Consider the following 19259-nt stretch of genomic DNA (forward strand, 5'->3'; position numbering starts at 1 on the left):
CCCTTTCTTATCCTGCTTTTTGTTGTTTCGCTTGACGCAAACGCAGTCTATAAATTCCAAGTACAATTGCCGCTACAACAAGTCCTTCTCCAACAGGTAAAAACACAGCAAAAAAGGTTAATACTGTGCATCCAATTGCTAATGATATGTATATCACAATATTTTTTAGTACAGACAACTTTCTAGCAAACCCTAAATTATAAACGAGAGCACTTAATATAATAATCGTCCCATAAAGTAACCACATTCCTAACTCTGGATTTTCATCTACCTTACACAATTTTGCAAAAAAAGACATCCTTTCTAACACACTCTTCCCCCCCTAGCAGTAAAATGCAATTTTCTTTATACACTTAATACAAGAGTAACTCGCAAAAAAAATACTGTCCACAAAAAAGAGTAAATATTCTAAAAAATAAACAAAATAAAAAAACAACGCCCTTTATAAAGGGCGTTGTTTTTTTATTTTTACGCTTCAACAGATTTCTTTTTCTTAGCAGCTCTTTCGCGCTCACTCTTATCAAGAATCTTTTTACGTAGACGAATTGATTCTGGAGTTACTTCACAGAACTCGTCATCGTTTAAGTACTCTAATGATTCTTCTAAAGTCATTAGGCGTGGTTTCTTCATTGTTGAAGTTTGATCTTTCGTCGCAGAACGAATGTTAGTTTGTTGTTTCATTTTCACAACGTTAACTGTTAAGTCGTTCTCACGAGTGTGTTCTCCGACAATCATACCAGCATATACTTCTGTACCTGGTTCAACGAAGATTACACCACGGTCTTCAACTTGCATAATACCGTATTGTGATGCTTTTCCTGTTTCAAGTGAAACTAGAACACCTTGGCGACGTCCACCAACTTGTCCAGCGTGTACTGGTTGGTAGCAATCGAATGTATGGTTTAAAATACCGTAACCACGAGTTAATGTTAAGAATTCTGTTGTGTAACCAATTAAACCACGTGCTGGAACCATGAAAGTAAGACGAACTTGACCGTTTCCGTTATTCACCATATCTAACATTTCACCTTTACGTGCACCCATAGATTCCATAATAGAACCAGTGTATTCTTCAGGTACATCGATTTGTACGCGCTCTACAGGCTCACATCTTACGCCATCAACTTCTTTAATGATTACTTCTGGCTTAGATACTTGTAATTCATAACCTTCACGACGCATGTTTTCAATTAAGATAGATAAATGTAGTTCCCCACGTCCAGATACGATCCACGCATCAGGAGAATCTGTATTATCTACACGTAAACTTACATCTGTTTCTAATTGTGAACGAAGACGCTCTTCAATTTTACGAGATGTAATGTATTTACCTTCACGACCTGCAAATGGGCTGTTATTTACAAGGAACGTCATTTGTAGTGTTGGCTCATCAATACGTAATAATGGTAACGCATCTTGATGTTCAACTGGACATACTGTTTCACCTACGTTAATGTCTTCCATACCAGAAACGGCTACTAAGTCCCCTGCTTTTGCTTCTTCAATTTCTTGACGTTTTAATCCCATGTAACCGAATAATTTCGTTACGCGGAATTGCTTCACGCTTCCGTCTACTTTCATTAAAGCAACTTGTTGTCCAACCTTCATTGTACCGCGGAATACGCGACCAACTCCAATACGTCCAACGTAGTCGTTGTAATCAAGAAGTGCTACTTGGAATTGAAGTGGCTCTTCGCTGTTATCAATTGGTGCTGGAATATGTTCGATAATTGTATCGAATAATGATTTCATATTCTCTTCTTGATTTGCTGGATTTGAATCTAAGCTTGCTGTTCCGTTCATTGCTGATGCAAATACAACTGGGAACTCTAATTGATCTTCGTTTGCACCAAGCTCAATGAATAAGTCGATTACTTCATCAACTACTTCATCTGGACGAGCGAAGTCACGGTCAATTTTGTTTACAACTACGATTGGAGTTAAGTTTTGCTCAAGAGCTTTCTTTAAAACAAATCGTGTTTGTGGCATACAACCTTCATATGCATCAACAACAAGTAAAACACCATCAACCATTTTCATGATACGTTCTACTTCTCCACCGAAGTCAGCGTGACCAGGTGTATCTAAAATGTTAATTCTTTTATCTTCATAGTGAATCGCTGTATTTTTCGCTAAAATTGTAATACCGCGTTCTCTTTCTAGATCATTTGAATCCATTGCGCGTTCTTCAACGTGTTCGTTCGCACGGAAAGTCCCCGCTTGACGTAATAACTGGTCAACAAGTGTTGTTTTACCATGGTCAACGTGGGCAATAATTGCTATATTACGTAAATCTTGTCGTTTTTTCAACATGTCCAACTCCTAATGTCTTTTTAATCCTTCTCTATTATAAGAGCGAAGGGGATACAATAGCAATTAAAATAAAAGCAAGAATGAAAATATAGTTGTATTCTTACTTTTGTGAAAGTAAAATGAGATTGGAGGGTGAAGAAATGGAACACATTCAATATCGCTTTTTATTAACTGCAATTATCGGTGTTATTTTCTTAATCGGTATCGGCATTATGATTGCTGAAAATAGTCCAATCGGTATTATTATTTGCATTATCGGCACATTTGTTACAGTTGGATACGGTTTTGTAACAAAAAGAAAAATGCGCAAATCACAATAACGCTAAAAAGTAAGAAGCTTATACACAGCCTCTTACTTTTTTTGTTGCTCTCATATAAACGATAACACTTCTTCATACACTCCTGGTTTTGCAACTAACACACTGCTCTTCTCTATGATAGAAAGTGGCGCTCCAGAGAATGTCGTCACCTTACCTCCAACTTCTTCTACAATTATCTGCCCTCCGCCAAAATCCCATGGTGATAATCTCGGCGTTACATATGCATCTATTCTTCCTGTTGCAACGTATACCATCTCTAATGCTGCACAGCCATATGACCTTGTGCCCCTTGCTTTCTTAACAAGTGCCATCATACTTTCCATATTAAGCAATGGATTATCTGTAAGCCATATCGCATTTAAAGCTACAATACCTTGCTCTACAGTTCCTTTTTCCAATGGAGGAATTGATATATCATTACAAAAAGCTCCAGATCCCTTGACTGCATGATATAGTTCATCATGCACTGGATCATATATAAGTCCAATCTTTCCGATACCGTTCTCATAAATCCCAATTGAAATCGCAAAATTTCTTTTTTGATGAACAAAGTTCATCGTGCCGTCAATTGGATCAATTAACCAAACAACCCCGTCAGAAGACGTTATCTCGTCTCCATAACCCTCTTCTCCTAAAATATTATGATTCGGGAATGTTTCTTTAATTTTCCCAATTAAAAACTGTTCTATCTCTCGGTCCATATTTGTAACTAAGTCAGCTGCATTTGATTTTGTTTCTATAATAAGTGCTTTTTTCATTGATGCCATTAAATGCTCTCCTGCATCCCGAATCCACCGTTTGGCGTGTGCATCGATGTCTTTCCATACTTCTTGCATGTTTAAACACTCCGATCTATACTGTTCACAGAAAAAACGAACCCTTTATAAGGTTCGCACCAACTAATTTTTTATACATATACTATTATTACGCTTCTAAACGAATCATTTCAAGTCTTAATACTTCTAACTTTTGTACACACTCTTCTTTTTTCTGGTTATCATCTTCCATCATCGCATCATATAAAGTTGCTAATTCATAATCTAGCTCCAAACGTAGCACCGGTATTCTCTTTTCAGCATCTGTTCTCTTTAACGCATTAATCACCTGTCTCATATTATTTGCCTCCTCCCAATATTCGTCTGCCCTCGGACTAGAATTAATTCAATTTTCTGATTTTTTGTTTTATACTATACTATGTTGGATAAATCATCTATGCAACAAAATTATATTTTTTTATTTAAATTTTTTTGTGCTGTTTTTTTTATGAATAGTACAAGCTATGCTAAAATAAAAGCAAAATAGGAGTTGGAGGAACAATCATGACAATACAAACATTCAAGTCAACTGATTTTGATGTCTTTACAGTTGATGGTCTCGAAGAACGAATGAGTGCAATTAAAACGAACATTCATCCTAAGCTAGAAGCTTTAGGGGAACAATTTGCAGAATACTTATCCAAACAAACTGATGAGAACTTTTTTTATCATGTTGCAAAACACGCACGCCGCAAAGTCAATCCACCAAACGATACTTGGGTTGCTTTTTCAACAAATAAACGAGGATATAAAATGCTACCGCATTTCCAAATCGGCTTATGGGGTACTCATGCCTTCATATACTTTGGTTTAATCTATGAGTGTCCACAAAAAGTTGAGACGGCTCATGCCTTCTTAGAACATTTAAATGATTTAAAAACAAATATTCCAAATGACTTCGTTTGGTCCATTGACCATACTAAACCAAGTGTGAAATTACATAAAACACTTGAAACCGAAGACTTACAAAAGATGATTGAACGATTAGCTACTGTAAAAAAAGCAGAATTATTAGTTGGTATTCATATATCACCAGAGGAGTTTTCAGCAATGACCAACGAACAATTCCTTGCTAAGATTGAATCTACGATGCAATCACTCCTTCCTTTATATGCACTTTGTAATCGATAGTAGAAAACGGACAATTTATATTGTCCGTTTTTAGTTGTTATCACATTATATCACTTCAGTTTTTATTTTTCAAAATATTTTTTACATTTTTACAAGCTTTTGTTCTTCGACTTCTTTTGCCCTTTGAATAGCACGATATATAGAGTATCCACTTACTTCTTGAAATTCTTTATCAATTTTCTTTTCTTCTGCTTTCGATGGAACAATCTCTTTAAAACGACGATATAAACCCATTAACTCTTCTCTTATAATTCCTTTTTCATAAGCTTTCTCAATCGCTTCATAAAACTTCACCATTGTAACCATTTCCTCATTTGACCAATCATAATCTAACGGATATTGATATTCCATTTTGCACCTCATTTATCATTTCTTCTTGTTTCATTATGCTATCTTAAAGAGAATATTTTATTCTTCATTATAGCCACTCTGCATTATACACTATTTATTCATTTTAATGGAATTGTCTTCCTCTATTCATTAGTTGAGGCTAACTATTAAACATACTCACCTTAAAAAGATTTTTTTCTATACATCTATAATTATTGGTGATATAATGCTTTTGTTTTATAGAAAATAAAGTGAAGCTACCATCTCAAAAACGATTTTTTGAATGGCAGAAAAACAAGCCTTATTCTAAAAAGGGCTACACTTTTTTAGAGCAGGATTATATAAAACAAATTACACTAAATATTATGAAGAAGAAGGGGTGTATAGATTGTCCCAATACGAAACACCATTGTTTACCGCTTTAGTTGAGCACAGTAAGCGAAATCCAATTCAATTCCATATTCCTGGTCATAAAAAAGGACAGGGCATGGATCCTACATTTCGCGAATTTATTGGGCATAATGCATTAGCAATTGATTTAATTAATATTGCGCCACTCGATGATTTACATCATCCAAAAGGTATGATTAAAGAAGCACAAGATTTAGCAGCAGCCGCATTCGGTGCAGATCATACTTTCTTTTCTATTCAAGGTACAAGTGGCGCTATTATGACAATGGTGATGAGCGTTTGCGGTCCTGGTGACAAAATCCTAGTACCACGAAACGTGCATAAATCAGTAATGTCAGCTATTATTTTCTCAGGTGCAAAACCGATTTTCATGCATCCTGAAATCGATCCGAAGCTCGGTATTTCTCATGGAATCACAATTCAATCTGTCAAAAAAGCACTTGAAGAGCACTCAGATGCAAAGGGCTTACTTGTTATTAACCCAACGTACTTTGGGTTTGCTGCAGACTTAGAACAGATTGTACAATTAGCACATTCTTATGACATCCCTGTACTAGTCGACGAAGCTCATGGTGTTCATATTCATTTTCACGATGAATTACCTATGTCAGCGATGCAAGCTGGTGCGGATATGGCAGCAACAAGTGTTCACAAATTAGGAGGCTCTTTAACTCAAAGTTCTATTCTTAATGTGAAAGAAGGCTTAGTGAATGTAAAGCATGTCCAATCTATTATTAGCATGCTTACAACCACATCAACTTCTTACATCTTGTTAGCATCCCTTGATGTTGCGAGAAAACGTCTTGCTACAGAAGGAACAGCACTCATAGAACAAACAATACAATTAGCTGAGCATGTTCGTGATGCTATAAATTCTATTGAGCATCTTTACTGTCCTGGAAAAGAAATGTTAGGTACAGATGCTACCTTTAACTATGATCCTACAAAGATAATTGTATCTGTAAAAGATTTAGGTATTACCGGCCACCAAGCTGAAGTATGGCTTAGAGAGCAATATAACATTGAAGTAGAACTCTCAGATCTATACAACATACTATGTCTTATCACTTTGGGAGATACAGAAAGTGATACAAATACACTTATTGCAGCATTACAAGATTTAGCAGCAACATTTAGAAATAGGGCAGATAAAGGTGTTCAAGTACAAGTAGAGATTCCAGAAATTCCAGTGCTAGCACTTTCTCCTCGAGATGCTTTTTATTCGGAAACAGAAGTCATTCCATTTGAAAATGCAGCGGGTCGTATTATAGCTGATTTTGTTATGGTTTATCCGCCAGGGATTCCAATCTTTACTCCGGGGGAAATTATTACACAAGAAAACTTAGAGTATATTCGTAAAAACTTAGAAGCAGGTTTACCTGTACAAGGTCCTGAAGATATGACATTACAAACATTACGTGTTATTAAAGAGTACAAGCCTATCAGTTGATAGGCTTTTTTTTCACCTTTTTTCCTTTTCTTCATACGATACTTAAGAATGTAACGTATAGGTGGGGATACTATTATGATTGTAATAGGCCGTTCTATTGTACATCCTTATATTACAAATGAATACGAGCCATTTGCAGCAGAGAAACAACAAATTTTATCAATAATGGCAGGAAATCAAGAAGTTTATTCCTTCCGAACAGCTGATGAACTCAGCTTTGATCTCAATTTACGAGTTAATATTATTATCTCTGCACTAGAGCTTTTTCAAAGTGGATTTCAGTTTCGTACATTTCAGCAATCCTTTTGCAACCCCCAGTATTGGAAAAGAACGTCTCTTGGAGGATTCGAGCTTCTTCCAAACATACCACCTTCTATTGCCATACAGGATATTTTCAAAAACGGAAAACTATATGGAACTGAATGCGCAACCGCTATGATCATTATTTTTTATAAAGCTTTACTATCATTGTATGAGGAAGAAACTTTCAATCGTCTATTTGCAAACCTTTTACTTTATACATGGGACTACGACCAAGATCTAAGGCTCATAACAAAAAACGGTGGCGATCTTGTTCCAGGTGACCTCGTTTACTTTAAAAACCCACAAGTAAATCCAGCTACGATTGAATGGCAAGGAGAAAATACAATCTATTTAGGAAATTTCTTTTTTTACGGGCATGGCGTAGGTGTAAAAACAAAAGAAGAAATTATTTATTCATTAAATGAACGACGAGTCCCTTACGCTTTTATTTCAGCTTTCTTGACCGATACTATTACCCGTATCGATAGTCGTATAATGAGCCAATACTCTTCTTCTAGTACACCACAGACCTCCATAAGCTTTATTCCGATTAGGGATGATGCAATCGTTGCAACAGTTGGTCATACAACTACAATTTATTAAAAAAGCGCCTACACATGTAGGCGCTTTTTCTTATTATTAAGCTTTTGTATGTTCTTTATGGTCACATTCGCAATGAGATCCACATTTCCCGTATAGTACTGTTGATTTTTCATCTTCAAAATGTCCAATTGTTCCTTCACACACTTGGCATACGATTGTTCCCATTTTCATTTCCCCCTGAGTTTCAATAGTAATCTATTTATTTATCATTAAGCTTTCGCATTATCTTTTCTAGCACAGTCACAATTTGTTCCGCATTTTCCGTAAAGTACCGTCGTTTTCTCATCTTCAAAATGTCCGATTGTTCCTTCACATACTTGGCATACGATTGTTCCCATTTTTCATTTCCCCCTAAGTTTATGGTCCTAAAAACTTTTAGCTGTCCATTTCCTATCAATTATTGGGCTTTTGTATGCTCTGTGTGATCACATCCGCAAGATCCACATTTCCCGTAAAGTACCGTTACTTTCTCATCTTCGAAGTGTGCAATTGTACCTTCACAATCTTGACATACGATTGTTCCCATTTTTCATTTCCCCCTAAGTTTATAATCCCAAAAACTTTTTGTAACCGCTTAACTTTCTGTCTTTATTTTAATATGTTATACTTTTTACGTCAATAGGTTTTTAGTATAACACATTAAATATTTTAAATTTAAATTAGTATGCGATATTCAAATAAAAAACAGCCATATTTATAAGTACGACTGTTTCACATTAATTATTCTTCATATTCCGCATGTAAAGAAGTTGACGGAACTAGAAATTTGAAAAACTGAGCTAACTCCTTTGCTTCCTCTTCTGATCCTAATTTAAAAATCTCCTGTATATATTGAACATTCTCTACATCATCTCGTCCGAGTAAAGTAGACCTTCCTGTTTGCATACAAACAATGAGCGGCTTTCCAAAAAACATATTTGTATAAATAACACCAAAATCATAACGTGTATCATGTGTCATAAACCCTAAAAATCGTACCTTCACACTTTCATGCTCATCATACAATTTTTCAAACATTGGTTTCCACCTTTCTACATCACGTTTCATTAATAGTATATTAAACAAAACATGTAATACTCCTTTTAATTGTCAAAAAATTCAGTAGGATGTAGAATAATAGTATTCTACTAAGTTAGGGGGAACTTATATGCAACACGCCTTTATTACGCTTGTACCGAAATCCAACCAACAATCAGTTTCAATAGATGATATAAAACAACTTTTTCATTATTATAAAACAGTTACTTCTAAAACTGGTGCCCAAATTAATTACACGTATACAAATACCGCTTTTCCTTATGAAATTTTAGATACATCTACAACAACATTAAAACTTCAATCCAATCACGACCGGTATGACTCAATTTATATTGGTGTTGGTATAGAAAATGAACAATCTTTCATCCAAGTTTCTTTACCACCTAATGCAACATTTGGTGACAAAGGGAAAGCAAATGAATTTTGCCGTTTTTTAGCGAAGAAATTAGAAGGAGAGTTACAATTATTTAATGGACGAACAATGTATTTTTATAAACGCTAATTTAAAAAATAGATAATATGATTAAAAATAATATACAATTCGAACATGTAAGAAATAAAGCTTGCTTTCTTACGTGCAATACAAAATATGCTATTACATAGGCTAAATATAGAAATACGAAAAAAAGAATAACTTTATAATGAAACTTATCACCATTCGATAATGTTAATACAGTGGAAAAGCCACTCCATAGTAGTAAATGATAAAATATAACATGTAATATTTTCATGGAACCTTCTCCTTTGACATGCTCTATTTTATTAATATATGGGGGTACGTTTGAATCAATTACATATTATAGGATGATATATATTACCTTTGAAGTAAGTTAAGCCGGAATCATTTGTTAAAGTATTATATATTCATTCGACAAGTACGTTTAAAGACCTTGCAAGTCATTTGATGAAAATAAAAATAGCCCCTCTCTTACAATAAGAGAAGGGCTATTTACATTACTTAAATTATTTTACAATGTGAATTGGCATTCCAAGAGCAACTTCAGCTGCTTCCATTGTGATTTCACCTAATGTTGGGTGAGCATGGATTGTTTGAGCGATATCTTCAGCTGTCATTCCAGCTTCGATAGCTAAACCAATCTCAGAGATAATATCAGAAGCACCTGCACCTGCAACTTGAGCACCTACAAGAAGACCATCTTCTTTACGTGTTACAAGTTGTAAGAAACCGTCAGTGCTGTTTAATGATAATGCACGACCGTTAGCAGCGAATGGGAACTTAGATACAGTTACAGTCATTCCAGCTTCTTCAGCTTGTTTTTTAGTGTAACCAACAGATGCTAATTCTGGATCAGTGAAGCATACTGCAGGAATTCCGATGTAATCGATAGCTGATGCATGGCCACTAATTGCTTCTACAGCTACTTTACCTTCGTAAGAAGCTTTGTGAGCTAATGGTGGTCCAGGAACGATATCACCGATTGCATAGATGTTTGGTACATTTGTACGACATTGCTCATCGATTTCGATGATGCCGCGGTCAGTCATTTTAACTCCAACCTGCTCAAGACCGATTTCTTGAGTGTTTGGACGACGACCTACAGTTACTAATACGTAATCTGCTTCTACAGTTTGGATTTCACCTTTAACTTCAAAGCTAACTTTTACGCCAGTTTCTGTTTCTTCAACGCCTTTAGCCATAGCTTTTGTATGGATATTTACGTTACCTTTTTTCTGTAGAGCACGTTTAACAACAGAGCTCATAGCTTTTTCGAAACCAGCTAAGATTTCATCGCCAGCTTCTACTACAGTAACTTCTGTACCGAAGTTAGCATATGCAGTACCTAATTCCATACCGATGTAACCGCCGCCGATTACAACAAGTTTTTTAGGAATTTCAGGTAAGCTTAAAGCACCTGTAGAGTTGATAACACGTTTAGAGTATTTGAATCCTGGAATTTCGATTGGTGTAGAACCAGTTGCAAGAACAGCATTTTTAAACGTATAAGTTTGAGCTGCATCTTCAGTCATAACGCGTAATGTATTAGCATCTACGAAGTAAGCTTCACCGCGAATGATTTCAACTTTGTTACCTTTAAGAAGGCCTTCAACACCGCCAGTTAATTTCTTAACTACGCCGTTTTTCCATTCTTGAACTTTTGTAAAGTCAACTTTTACGTTTTCTGCAGTAATACCCATGTCATCAGAATGCATTGCATTCTCATAACGATGACCTGCATTGATTAACGCTTTTGAAGGAATACATCCAACGTTTAAGCATACGCCACCAAGGTTAGCTTTTTCAATGATTGCTACCTTTTGACCTAATTGTGCTGCACGAATTGCCGCAACGTATCCACCAGGACCTGCACCAACAACGACTGTATCTAATTCAATTGGGAAATCTCCTACTACCATTGTTATTACGCCTCCATTACTAATAATTGTGGGTCATTCAATAGACGTTTAATTTGGTTTAACGCTTTTTGAGCAGTTGCACCGTCAATTAAACGATGGTCAAAGCTTAGAGATAATGCTAATACTGGAGCTGCAACGATCTCACCGTTTTTCACAACTGGTTTTTCAGCGATACGGCCGATACCAAGGATTGCTACTTCTGGGTGGTTGATAACTGGAGTGAACCATTGTCCACCTGCAGAACCAATGTTTGTAATTGTGCAAGAAGCACCTTTCATTTCAGCTGGAGCTAGACGACCTTCACGTGCTTTACCAGCAAGATCATTGATCTCGTTAGAGATTGTGAAGATAGACTTACGATCTGTATCTTTAACAACTGGTACTAATAGACCTTTGTCTGTATCAGCTGCGATACCGATATTGAAGTAATGTTTATGAACTACTTCTTGAGATGCATCGTCTAAAGAAGTGTTTAACATTGGGTATTCACGTAATGCAGATGTTAAAGCTTTAACAACGTACGGAAGGTAAGTTAATTTAATACCTTTGTCAGCTGCTACTGCTTTGAACTTCTTACGGTGAGCAACAAGTTCTGTTACATCTACTTCGTCCATTAATGTTACGTGAGGAGCTGTGTGTTTAGAGTTAACCATTGCTTTCGCAATCGCTTTACGGATACCACTCATTTTCTCACGAGTTTCTGGATATTCACCAGCTGGGATTGGTTGTGCTTTTGGTGCTTCTTCTTTCGCTGCTGCTGGAGTAGCTTCTACTGCTGCTGGAGCCTCAGTTGCTGCTACAGTTTGTCCACCATTTGCAAATGCATCGATGTCAGCTTTTACGATACGGCCATTCTTACCAGTACCAGCTACTTTATGAATGTCTACACCTTTTTCACGAGCGTATTTACGAACAGATGGCATAGCGATTACGCGCTCATTTACTACTTCTGCAGTTGCTGCTGGAGTAGCTTCCGCTGCTGGAGCTTCTACTGCTGCTTCTTCAGCTTTTGGAGCTTCATCATGATCGTCACCTTTAAATTTAAGGTTTTCGTATCCAGGAGCATCAAATTTAATTAATGTATCTCCTACGATTGCAACTGTTCCTTCTTCTACAAGTACTTCAAGTACTTTACCTTTAACAGGAGAAGGGATTTCTACTACTGCTTTATCATTTTGTACTTCAAGAAGTACATCGTCTTCGTTTACTTCATCGCCTGGTTTAATAAACCATTTTACGATTTCACCTTCGTGGATACCTTCACCGATATCTGGTAGTTTAAATTCAAATGCCACGGAATTCAGCCCCCTGATTCATTTCATTATTATGGAATATGTACAAAAGAAACCAGCATGTGCTGATTTCTTTTGCACATGAAAAGCTAAAAATTAGAAGTTCATTACTTTGTTTACAGCTTCAACAATATCTTTGTGGTTTGGTAACCATACGCTCTCTGCTTGAGAGAATGGGAATACTGTATCAGCAGCTGCAACACGTACAACTGGAGCTTCTAAGTTTAAGATTGCACGGTCGTTAATTTCCGCTACAACGTTAGCTGCAATACCAGCTTGTTTTTGAGCTTCTTGAACTACAACTACGCGACCTGTTTTTTCAACAGAAGCGATGATTGTTTCGATATCTAATGGTTGAACTGTACGTAAGTCAACAACCTCTAAAGAGATACCTTCTTTTTCAAGTTCTTCAGCAGCTTTTAATGCAGCGTGAACCATAGCACCGTAAGCGATAACAGATACATCTGTACCTTCACGTTTGATATCAGCTTTACCTAAATCAATTGTGTAATCACCTTCTGGTACCTCTTGACGGAATGAACGGTACAATTTCATATGCTCTAAGTAGATAACTGGATCGTTGTCACGAATCGCAGAGATTAAAAGACCTTTAGCATCGTATGGAGTAGATGGAATAACAACTTTTAGACCAGGTTGTTGAGCCACTAATCCTTCTAAGCTATCAGCATGAAGTTCAGGAGTATGAACACCACCACCGAATGGAGAACGAACTGTTACTGGAGCAGTCCAACGTCCACCAGAACGGTAACGCATACGAGCTAATTGACCAGAAATTGAATCCATTACTTCATAAACGAAACCGAAGAATTGGATTTCTGGAACTGGACGGAATCCTTCAAGTGCAAGACCAACTGCAAGTCCACCAATACCAGACTCTGCAAGTGGAGTATCCATTACACGATCTTCACCAAATTCAGCTTGTAAACCTTCAGTAGCACGGAATACACCGCCGTTTACACCAACGTCTTCACCAAATACAAGTACGTTAGGGTCATTTTTCATTTCAACGCGTAAAGCATCAGTGATTGCTTGAATCATTGTCATTTGAGCCATGGCTTACTTCGACTCCTTTTCTTTGTAGATTTCATATTGTTCAGCTAAGTTGTAAGGCATTTTTTCGTACATGATTTCCATTAAATCAGTTACTTTTTGTTTTGGAGCTTGGTCAGCCTTAGCAATTGCTTGTTTGATATCTTCTTTTGCTTCTTCGATTACTGTCTCTTCAACTTCTTGAGACCATAGGCCTTTAGCTTCTAAGAACTTACGGAAGCGTACGATTGGGTCTTTTTGTTCCCATTCGTTTTCGATATCTTTTGTACGGTAACGAGTTGGGTCATCACCAGCCATTGTATGTGGACCGTAACGGAATGTTAAAGTCTCGATTAAAGTAGGGCCTTCGCCATTTACTGCGCGCTCACGAGCGAAAGCAGTTGCTGCGTATACAGCTAATGGATCCATACCGTCTACTTGAATTCCGTAAATACCTGCTGCTACTGCTTTTTGTGCTACAGTTTTAGCTGCAGATTGCTTTTCTACTGGAGTAGAGATTGCATAACGGTTGTTTTGAACAACGAAGATTGCTGGAGCTTTGAATGCACCTGCAAAGTTCATACCTTCGTAGAAGTCACCTTGTGAAGCACCACCGTCACCAGTGTAAGTAATTGCAACAGATTTTTTACCACGTAGTTTCATACCTAACGCAACACCAGCAGTTTGGATGATTTGCGCACCGATAATGATCTGTGGAGCTAATGCATTTACATTCTCAGGCATTTGGTTACCCATGAAGTGTCCACGAGAGAATAAGAATGCTTGGTATAATGGTAATCCGTGCCATACTAATTGTGGTACATCACGGTATCCTGGTAAGATGAAGTCTTCTGCTTCAAGTGCGAAATGACTTGCTAATTGAGAAGCTTCTTGTCCAGCTGTAGGTGCGTAGAAACCTAAACGTCCTTGACGGTTTAAAGAAATAGAACGTTGATCTAATACGCGAGTATACACCATACGACGCATTAATTCTTTTAATTGATCATCAGATAATTCAGGCATAGCTGCTTCATTCACAACTTCACCGTTTTCATTTAAAATTTGTAATGTTTCAAATTGAGCTGCGATAGCTTTCATTTGCTCATCAACATTAAATAGGGTCTTTTTTGTTTTAGTACCCATTCCGTTCACCTCTTCCTCTCTTGAACCATATTCTGAAACGCTTTCACTGGCTATTTTCCAGTTTAAAAAGCGCAACGATGTAAACCAACATGTTTGTATGTCGGTTGAGAATAATTTTGTGTACCTAACAATCTGTACTAATGTTTTTTCAGAAACATATTAATACAATCTTGATCACGTTTTTTAGTTTACAACTATTCTAATTACGATGTCAATTACTTTGAATACGTTTTTTTATAAATAATATGCAGGTTTCTACTACACAAACGTGTTTTTATTTTTTACATCTGTATTAGTAAGCATTGACCTACTGTTATATTATTCCCTTTTTCACTTATTTTTTCTCTTAGAATAATATGTAAACGATTTAATTCTCTTTAGTTTTTCTCTCTTCGTAACAAAAATATACAAACTACTCTTCCTTTTTTAGGTAAATACCTATACATTTCTACCCTCTCTTCCATACATTATAGTAACCGCAGTATTAGCGGGAAATGATAAAGGAGGTCATCTCATGTACGGATACTCATATTGCTATCCAACTTGTTCATATCCTTCCTACGGTTATGGCGGTTCTTGTGGCGGGTCTGGACGCGGCTTCGCCTTAATCGTTGTGTTGTTTATTCTTTTAATTATCGTTGGTGCTGCTTGCATTCGCTAATTGTAAAACGAAACAACTATGGAAAGAAAAAGACGGCTTTGCCGTCTTTTTCTGTTTACCACATACATAACTACTCTATAATAGAACGATTTCCAAAATGCCTTCCCTTTCTTGCCGATGACTTTTTCCATCTCCTTTGGTAGACTAAAGAGGAAAGGAGAGATTACATATGCTTACAATGAAAGATGTTATTCGCGAAGGAGATCCTATTTTGCGCAACGTTGCAGAAGAGGTGTCCTTACCGGCAAGCGAAGAAGATACAACTACCTTAAAAGAAATGATTGAATTCGTAATAAATAGCCAAGATCCTGAAATGGCTGAAAAATATAGTTTACGCCCTGGAATCGGATTAGCGGCTCCGCAAATCGGTGTTTCAAAAAAAATGATTGCAGTTCATGTAACCGATGCGGATGGTACATTATATAGCCATGCATTATTCAATCCAAAAATCATTAGCCATTCTGTTGAACGTACATATTTACAGGGTGGTGAAGGCTGTCTATCTGTAGACCGCGAAGTACCTGGTTATGTTCCTCGTTATACAAGAATTACAGTAAAAGCAACTTCTATTAACGGAGAAGAAGTAAAATTACGTTTAAAAGGTTTACCAGCAATCGTATTTCAGCACGAGATTGACCATTTAAATGGCGTTATGTTCTATGACCATATCAATAAAGAAAATCCTTTTGCCGCTCCTGATGATTCCAAACCTCTAGAGCGATAATAATAAAAAGGCGGAAGTTAATCTTCCGCCTTTTTATTATGAAATGGGTTCCATATTCACTTATAGCAATCCAGCCCACTTTAGTCCATGATATATACCGTCTTCATTAACATCCTTTGTCACATGATTTGCAAGTTTTTTCAAGTCTTCATGGCCATTTCCCATCACAATACCTGTGCCAACGGCTTCGATCATTTCTAAATCATTTAAGCCATCTCCAAATGCATACACTTGATCACGATTAAAACCTAACTTTTCAATGTATTTCTCAATTCCTTTTGCCTTAGAACCACCATTCGGAATGATATCCATTGAATATGCATGCCAACGAATAAAATGAAAATCTGGATAATGATTAATAAACTTTTCCTCTTCATTTACTTCACAAAAAAGTAGTGTTTGATAAATATTACGTTCCTCATAAAAATTAGGCTCATATGCTGGATGCTCAAAGTTTAAGCTTCCAAAGCCTTCTTTCACATAATCATGATATTCCACTGATGCTCTCATATCTTGATGGTCAAGATATACAAGTGGATATCCTTCTTGTTTTGCAAACTGAGTAAACTTATGTAAAGCATCTGGATGTAACGGATTATTAAATATTACCTCATCTTCAAAGACAACATATTGTCCATTAAAACTAACATAATTATGTATATCAAGTTCCTTACGAATATCTTCGAACATAAATGGCGCGCGCCCTGTCGCAATTGCTACATGTACACCTTTTTCTTGTAACTGTTTTACTGCATCTCGTGTAGATTGCGGAATTTTTTTATCATGATCTAATAATGTTCCATCAATATCAAAAAAGACAATTTTATCATTCATTTGTCAAAATCCTTTCTGGCACTCTATATTCCTATTTTGAATATCACTTTTCAAATTCTAAAAAAAAGTATAACATATTAAACATCTGTGAAGAAAGCGTTCCCTTTCTGACCTTATTTGTAAACTTTGCATATATATATTAGTAAAACATGTGGATACTTGTTCGTATGAATTTTCTTTTCCATTCTTCCTCATACTATACCTATAACTAACGGCTACTAATCGTTACTATAGAATAACTTTCACTGTATGGGAAAGGACAAGATTCACCATTCACTTTTGTCCTATCTCTTATATCAGAGATAGAGTTTTCACTAGTAATAGGCATGTTTAAAATAAGGAAAGGAAGGAGTAATCATGCTGAAGAAGCTGAAGAAAAAGCTCAAGCGTTATTTAAATGGTCTAGTCCGTAAAAAGACAGTCGCTTAAATTGTGCCCATTTCGGGCTTTTTCTTCATTCTCATTCGAAAAAACATGAAAATCGTGACTGTTTGCTTTATAATAAGTAACAGATAATGCAAAACATAGACAAGGAGAGGTTTTCCAAATGATTTTTAAAGTATTTTATCAAGAAAAATTAACTGAGGTTCCAGTACGTGAAAATACAAAAGTTTTATATTTAGAGGCTACGTCTGAAAAGGATGTTCGTACAAAATTAAATAAGTTCGCATATAATATCGAGTTTGTTCAGTCTGTTACTGGCGCTCATCTTGAATATGAAAAAGAAAACGCTGATTTAACATTAGCGGAAATCGTATAGCGATATGAAATTTCTAAAAAACGACCAAGTTGCTGTATTTGCTCTCGGTGGGCTTGGTGAAATCGGTAAAAATACATACGCTGTTCAATTTCAAGATGAAATTATTATAATTGATGCTGGAATTAAATTTCCAGAGGACGAACTTCTCGGAATCGATTATGTAATACCAGACTACACTTATTTTGTGCGAAACGAAGATAAAATTAAAGGGTTATTCATTACACATGGTCACGAAGATCATATCGGCGGAATCCCTTACCTATTACGTCAAGTGAACATTCCAATTTACGGCGGAAAATTAGCAATTGCACTCATCAAAAACAAACTAGAAGAACACGGCTTACTTCGTAAAGCAAAACTTTACGAGATTCAAGAAGATGACGTTATTAAATTCAAAAAAACGTCTGTATCCTTCTTCCGTACAACTCACAGTATTCCAGATTCGTACGGCGTTGTTGTGAAAACACCTCAAGGTCAAGTCGTTCATACAGGTGACTTCAAATTTGACTTCACACCAGTTGGTGAACCAGCTGATTTAACAAAAATGGCTGAAATCGGTAAAGATGGCGTACTATGTCTATTATCTGATAGTACGAACAGTGAAGTTCCAAACTTTACTATGTCTGAGCGTCGCGTTGGTGATAGCATTCAAGACATTTTCCGTAAAGTAGAAGGACGGATTATATTCGCAACCTTTGCATCAAATATTCACCGCTTACAACAAGTTGTTGAAGCTGCTGTTGAAAACAACCGTAAAGTAGCTGTGTTTGGTCGAAGTATGGAAGCAGCGATTGAAATTGGACAAAACCTTGGTTATATTCGTTGCCCGAAAGATACATTCATAGATGCATCTCAACTAAACCGCTTACCAGCTAATAAAGTTGTTATTTTATGTACAGGTAGTCAAGGTGAACCGATGGCAGCACTTTCACGTATTGCAAACGGTACACACCGCCAAATTCAAATTATTCCTGGAGATACAGTTGTTTTCTCTTCTTCACCAATTCCAGGAAATACAATTAGCGTAAGTCGTACAATTAACATGTTGTACCGCGCTGGCGCTGATGTAATTCATGGGAAACTTTCAAATATCCATACAAGTGGACACGGTGGACAAGAAGAACAAAAGTTAATGTTACGTCTAATTAAACCGAAGTACTTCATGCCAATTCATGGTGAATATCGTATGCAGCGTATGCACATGAACATAGCAAATGATTGTGGCATCCCTGAAGAAAATTGCTTCATTATGGATAATGGCGATGTTCTTGCTTTACGTTCGGATGAAGCTAGCGTAGCTGGAAAAATCCCATCTGGTTCGGTCTACATTGATGGAAACGGTATTGGAGATATTGGCAATATCGTATTACGCGATCGTCGTATCCTTTCTGAAGAAGGACTTGTAATTGTAGTTGTAAGCATTGATATGAAAGAATTTAAAGTTGCAGCAGGACCTGATATCATCTCACGCGGTTTCGTTTACATGCGTGAAAGTAGCGATTTAATCAATGATGCACAAACATTAATTACAACTCATTTAGAAAAAGTAATGGAGCGTAAAACAACACAATGGTCTGAAATTAAAAATGAAATTACAGACACATTAGCTCCATTCCTATATGAGAAAACGAAACGCCGTCCAATGATTTTACCAATCATTATGGAAATATAAGAAAAGGACAATGCCATGAAGGCATTGTCCTTT

General features: G+C 36.5%; 24 protein-coding genes. 9 read left to right on the forward strand and 15 right to left on the reverse strand.

Annotation, left to right across the window (positions count from 1 at the left end; genetic code table 11):
• Positions 1-7: 7 nt before the first annotated feature.
• Together GD442_RS19035 and typA are read right to left on the reverse strand one after the other, a co-directional pair.
• Positions 8-310, reverse strand: coding sequence for a YlaH-like family protein (locus GD442_RS19035; RefSeq protein ID WP_000893662.1), 303 nt, complete (start codon positions 308-310; stop codon positions 8-10).
• Positions 311-468: 158 nt separating this feature from the next.
• Entirely contained in the window at positions 469-2313 is a 1845-nt protein-coding gene (typA, locus tag GD442_RS19040; protein ID WP_000914762.1) for a translational GTPase TypA, read from the reverse strand.
• Positions 2314-2453: 140 nt separating this feature from the next.
• Here typA and GD442_RS19045 point away from each other — a divergent pair, with 140 nt between their 5' ends.
• Complete coding sequence (locus GD442_RS19045; protein WP_000400127.1) at positions 2454-2633, forward strand: DUF5325 family protein; 180 nt, start codon at positions 2454-2456, stop codon at positions 2631-2633.
• A gap of 50 nt (positions 2634-2683) precedes the next feature.
• On the opposite strand, the gene GD442_RS19050 is transcribed toward GD442_RS19045, so the two are convergent.
• Both GD442_RS19050 and GD442_RS19055 read right to left on the reverse strand, forming a co-directional pair.
• Complete coding sequence (locus GD442_RS19050; protein ID WP_001158701.1) at positions 2684-3469, reverse strand: inositol monophosphatase family protein; 786 nt, start codon at positions 3467-3469, stop codon at positions 2684-2686.
• 88 nt (positions 3470-3557) lie between these two features.
• Entirely contained in the window at positions 3558-3746 is a 189-nt protein-coding gene (locus GD442_RS19055; RefSeq protein WP_001250165.1) for a hypothetical protein, read from the reverse strand.
• A gap of 206 nt (positions 3747-3952) precedes the next feature.
• Between GD442_RS19055 and GD442_RS19060 the strand changes: the two genes are divergently transcribed.
• Positions 3953-4579, forward strand: a complete 627-nt coding sequence (locus tag GD442_RS19060) for a YktB family protein (protein WP_000155317.1) — start codon at positions 3953-3955, stop codon at positions 4577-4579.
• Between the two features lie 81 nt (positions 4580-4660).
• Here GD442_RS19060 and GD442_RS19065 read toward each other — a convergent pair whose 3' ends face one another.
• Positions 4661-4930 carry a UPF0223 family protein gene (locus GD442_RS19065; RefSeq protein WP_000456562.1) on the reverse strand — a complete coding sequence of 90 codons (270 nt, stop codon included), beginning with the start codon at positions 4928-4930 and terminating at the stop codon, positions 4661-4663.
• Between the two features lie 367 nt (positions 4931-5297).
• On the opposite strand from GD442_RS19065, the gene speA reads away from it, so the two are divergent.
• Both speA and GD442_RS19075 read left to right on the forward strand, forming a co-directional pair.
• Positions 5298-6770 carry an arginine decarboxylase gene (gene speA, locus GD442_RS19070; protein ID WP_000084899.1) on the forward strand — a complete coding sequence of 491 codons (1473 nt, stop codon included), beginning with the start codon at positions 5298-5300 and terminating at the stop codon, positions 6768-6770.
• Positions 6771-6845: 75 nt separating this feature from the next.
• On the forward strand, positions 6846-7676 hold the full coding sequence (locus tag GD442_RS19075) for a protein-glutamine gamma-glutamyltransferase (RefSeq protein WP_000635338.1): 831 nt from the start codon (positions 6846-6848) through the stop codon (positions 7674-7676).
• Positions 7677-7712: 36 nt separating this feature from the next.
• On the opposite strand, the gene GD442_RS19080 is transcribed toward GD442_RS19075, so the two are convergent.
• From GD442_RS19080 to GD442_RS19095, 4 genes are all read right to left on the reverse strand, one after another.
• A complete protein-coding gene (locus GD442_RS19080; RefSeq protein ID WP_000536796.1) occupies positions 7713-7841 on the reverse strand; it encodes a GapA-binding peptide SR1P in 129 nt (42 codons plus the stop codon).
• 44 nt (positions 7842-7885) lie between these two features.
• Complete coding sequence (locus GD442_RS19085; protein ID WP_000536803.1) at positions 7886-8014, reverse strand: GapA-binding peptide SR1P; 129 nt, start codon at positions 8012-8014, stop codon at positions 7886-7888.
• A gap of 59 nt (positions 8015-8073) precedes the next feature.
• The gene (locus GD442_RS19090) at positions 8074-8202 is read right to left on the reverse strand and encodes a GapA-binding peptide SR1P (RefSeq protein WP_000536778.1); all 129 of its coding nucleotides are present in this window, start codon (positions 8200-8202) and stop codon (positions 8074-8076) included.
• 194 nt (positions 8203-8396) lie between these two features.
• A complete protein-coding gene (locus tag GD442_RS19095; protein WP_000462038.1) occupies positions 8397-8693 on the reverse strand; it encodes a DUF3055 domain-containing protein in 297 nt (98 codons plus the stop codon).
• Between the two features lie 130 nt (positions 8694-8823).
• Between GD442_RS19095 and GD442_RS19100 the strand changes: the two genes are divergently transcribed.
• Entirely contained in the window at positions 8824-9216 is a 393-nt protein-coding gene (locus GD442_RS19100; protein WP_001163299.1) for a DUF1885 family protein, read from the forward strand.
• A gap of 1 nt (position 9217) precedes the next feature.
• Here the strand turns inward: GD442_RS19100 and GD442_RS19105 are convergent, their stop codons facing one another.
• The 5 genes from GD442_RS19105 to pdhA form a co-directional block, all read right to left on the reverse strand.
• Complete coding sequence (locus tag GD442_RS19105; protein WP_000697469.1) at positions 9218-9445, reverse strand: hypothetical protein; 228 nt, start codon at positions 9443-9445, stop codon at positions 9218-9220.
• A gap of 232 nt (positions 9446-9677) precedes the next feature.
• Positions 9678-11090 carry a dihydrolipoyl dehydrogenase gene (lpdA, locus tag GD442_RS19110; protein WP_000260104.1) on the reverse strand — a complete coding sequence of 471 codons (1413 nt, stop codon included), beginning with the start codon at positions 11088-11090 and terminating at the stop codon, positions 9678-9680.
• Between the two features lie 5 nt (positions 11091-11095).
• On the reverse strand, positions 11096-12385 hold the full coding sequence (gene pdhC / locus GD442_RS19115) for a pyruvate dehydrogenase complex dihydrolipoyllysine-residue acetyltransferase (protein ID WP_000863419.1): 1290 nt from the start codon (positions 12383-12385) through the stop codon (positions 11096-11098).
• A 93-nt stretch (positions 12386-12478) separates the two neighbouring features.
• A complete protein-coding gene (gene pdhB / locus GD442_RS19120) occupies positions 12479-13456 on the reverse strand; it encodes a pyruvate dehydrogenase complex E1 component subunit beta (RefSeq protein ID WP_000068168.1) in 978 nt (325 codons plus the stop codon).
• A 3-nt stretch (positions 13457-13459) separates the two neighbouring features.
• Positions 13460-14575 carry a pyruvate dehydrogenase E1 component subunit alpha gene (gene pdhA, locus GD442_RS19125; protein WP_000536895.1) on the reverse strand — a complete coding sequence of 372 codons (1116 nt, stop codon included), beginning with the start codon at positions 14573-14575 and terminating at the stop codon, positions 13460-13462.
• A 514-nt stretch (positions 14576-15089) separates the two neighbouring features.
• Here pdhA and GD442_RS19130 point away from each other — a divergent pair.
• A complete protein-coding gene (locus GD442_RS19130; RefSeq protein ID WP_000274562.1) occupies positions 15090-15236 on the forward strand; it encodes a YjcZ family sporulation protein in 147 nt (48 codons plus the stop codon).
• A gap of 169 nt (positions 15237-15405) precedes the next feature.
• Positions 15406-15960 (forward strand): peptide deformylase, encoded by a 555-nt coding sequence (def, locus tag GD442_RS19135; protein WP_000957048.1) that lies wholly within the window; start codon positions 15406-15408, stop codon positions 15958-15960.
• Between the two features lie 60 nt (positions 15961-16020).
• Here the strand turns inward: def and GD442_RS19140 are convergent, their stop codons facing one another.
• Positions 16021-16794: a Cof-type HAD-IIB family hydrolase gene (locus GD442_RS19140; protein ID WP_000998268.1), complete on the reverse strand. Its 774-nt coding sequence runs from the start codon at positions 16792-16794 to the stop codon at positions 16021-16023.
• A 547-nt stretch (positions 16795-17341) separates the two neighbouring features.
• Between GD442_RS19140 and GD442_RS19145 the strand changes: the two genes are divergently transcribed.
• Both GD442_RS19145 and rnjA read left to right on the forward strand, forming a co-directional pair.
• Positions 17342-17554, forward strand: coding sequence for a DNA-dependent RNA polymerase subunit epsilon (locus tag GD442_RS19145; RefSeq protein WP_000576435.1), 213 nt, complete (start codon positions 17342-17344; stop codon positions 17552-17554).
• Between the two features lie 4 nt (positions 17555-17558).
• On the forward strand, positions 17559-19226 hold the full coding sequence (gene rnjA, locus GD442_RS19150) for a ribonuclease J1 (RefSeq protein WP_000670377.1): 1668 nt from the start codon (positions 17559-17561) through the stop codon (positions 19224-19226).
• Positions 19227-19259: the final 33 nt, after the last annotated feature.

The organism is Bacillus sp. A260, assembly GCF_009861435.1.
GTDB lineage: Bacteria > Bacillota > Bacilli > Bacillales > Bacillaceae_G > Bacillus_A > Bacillus_A cereus.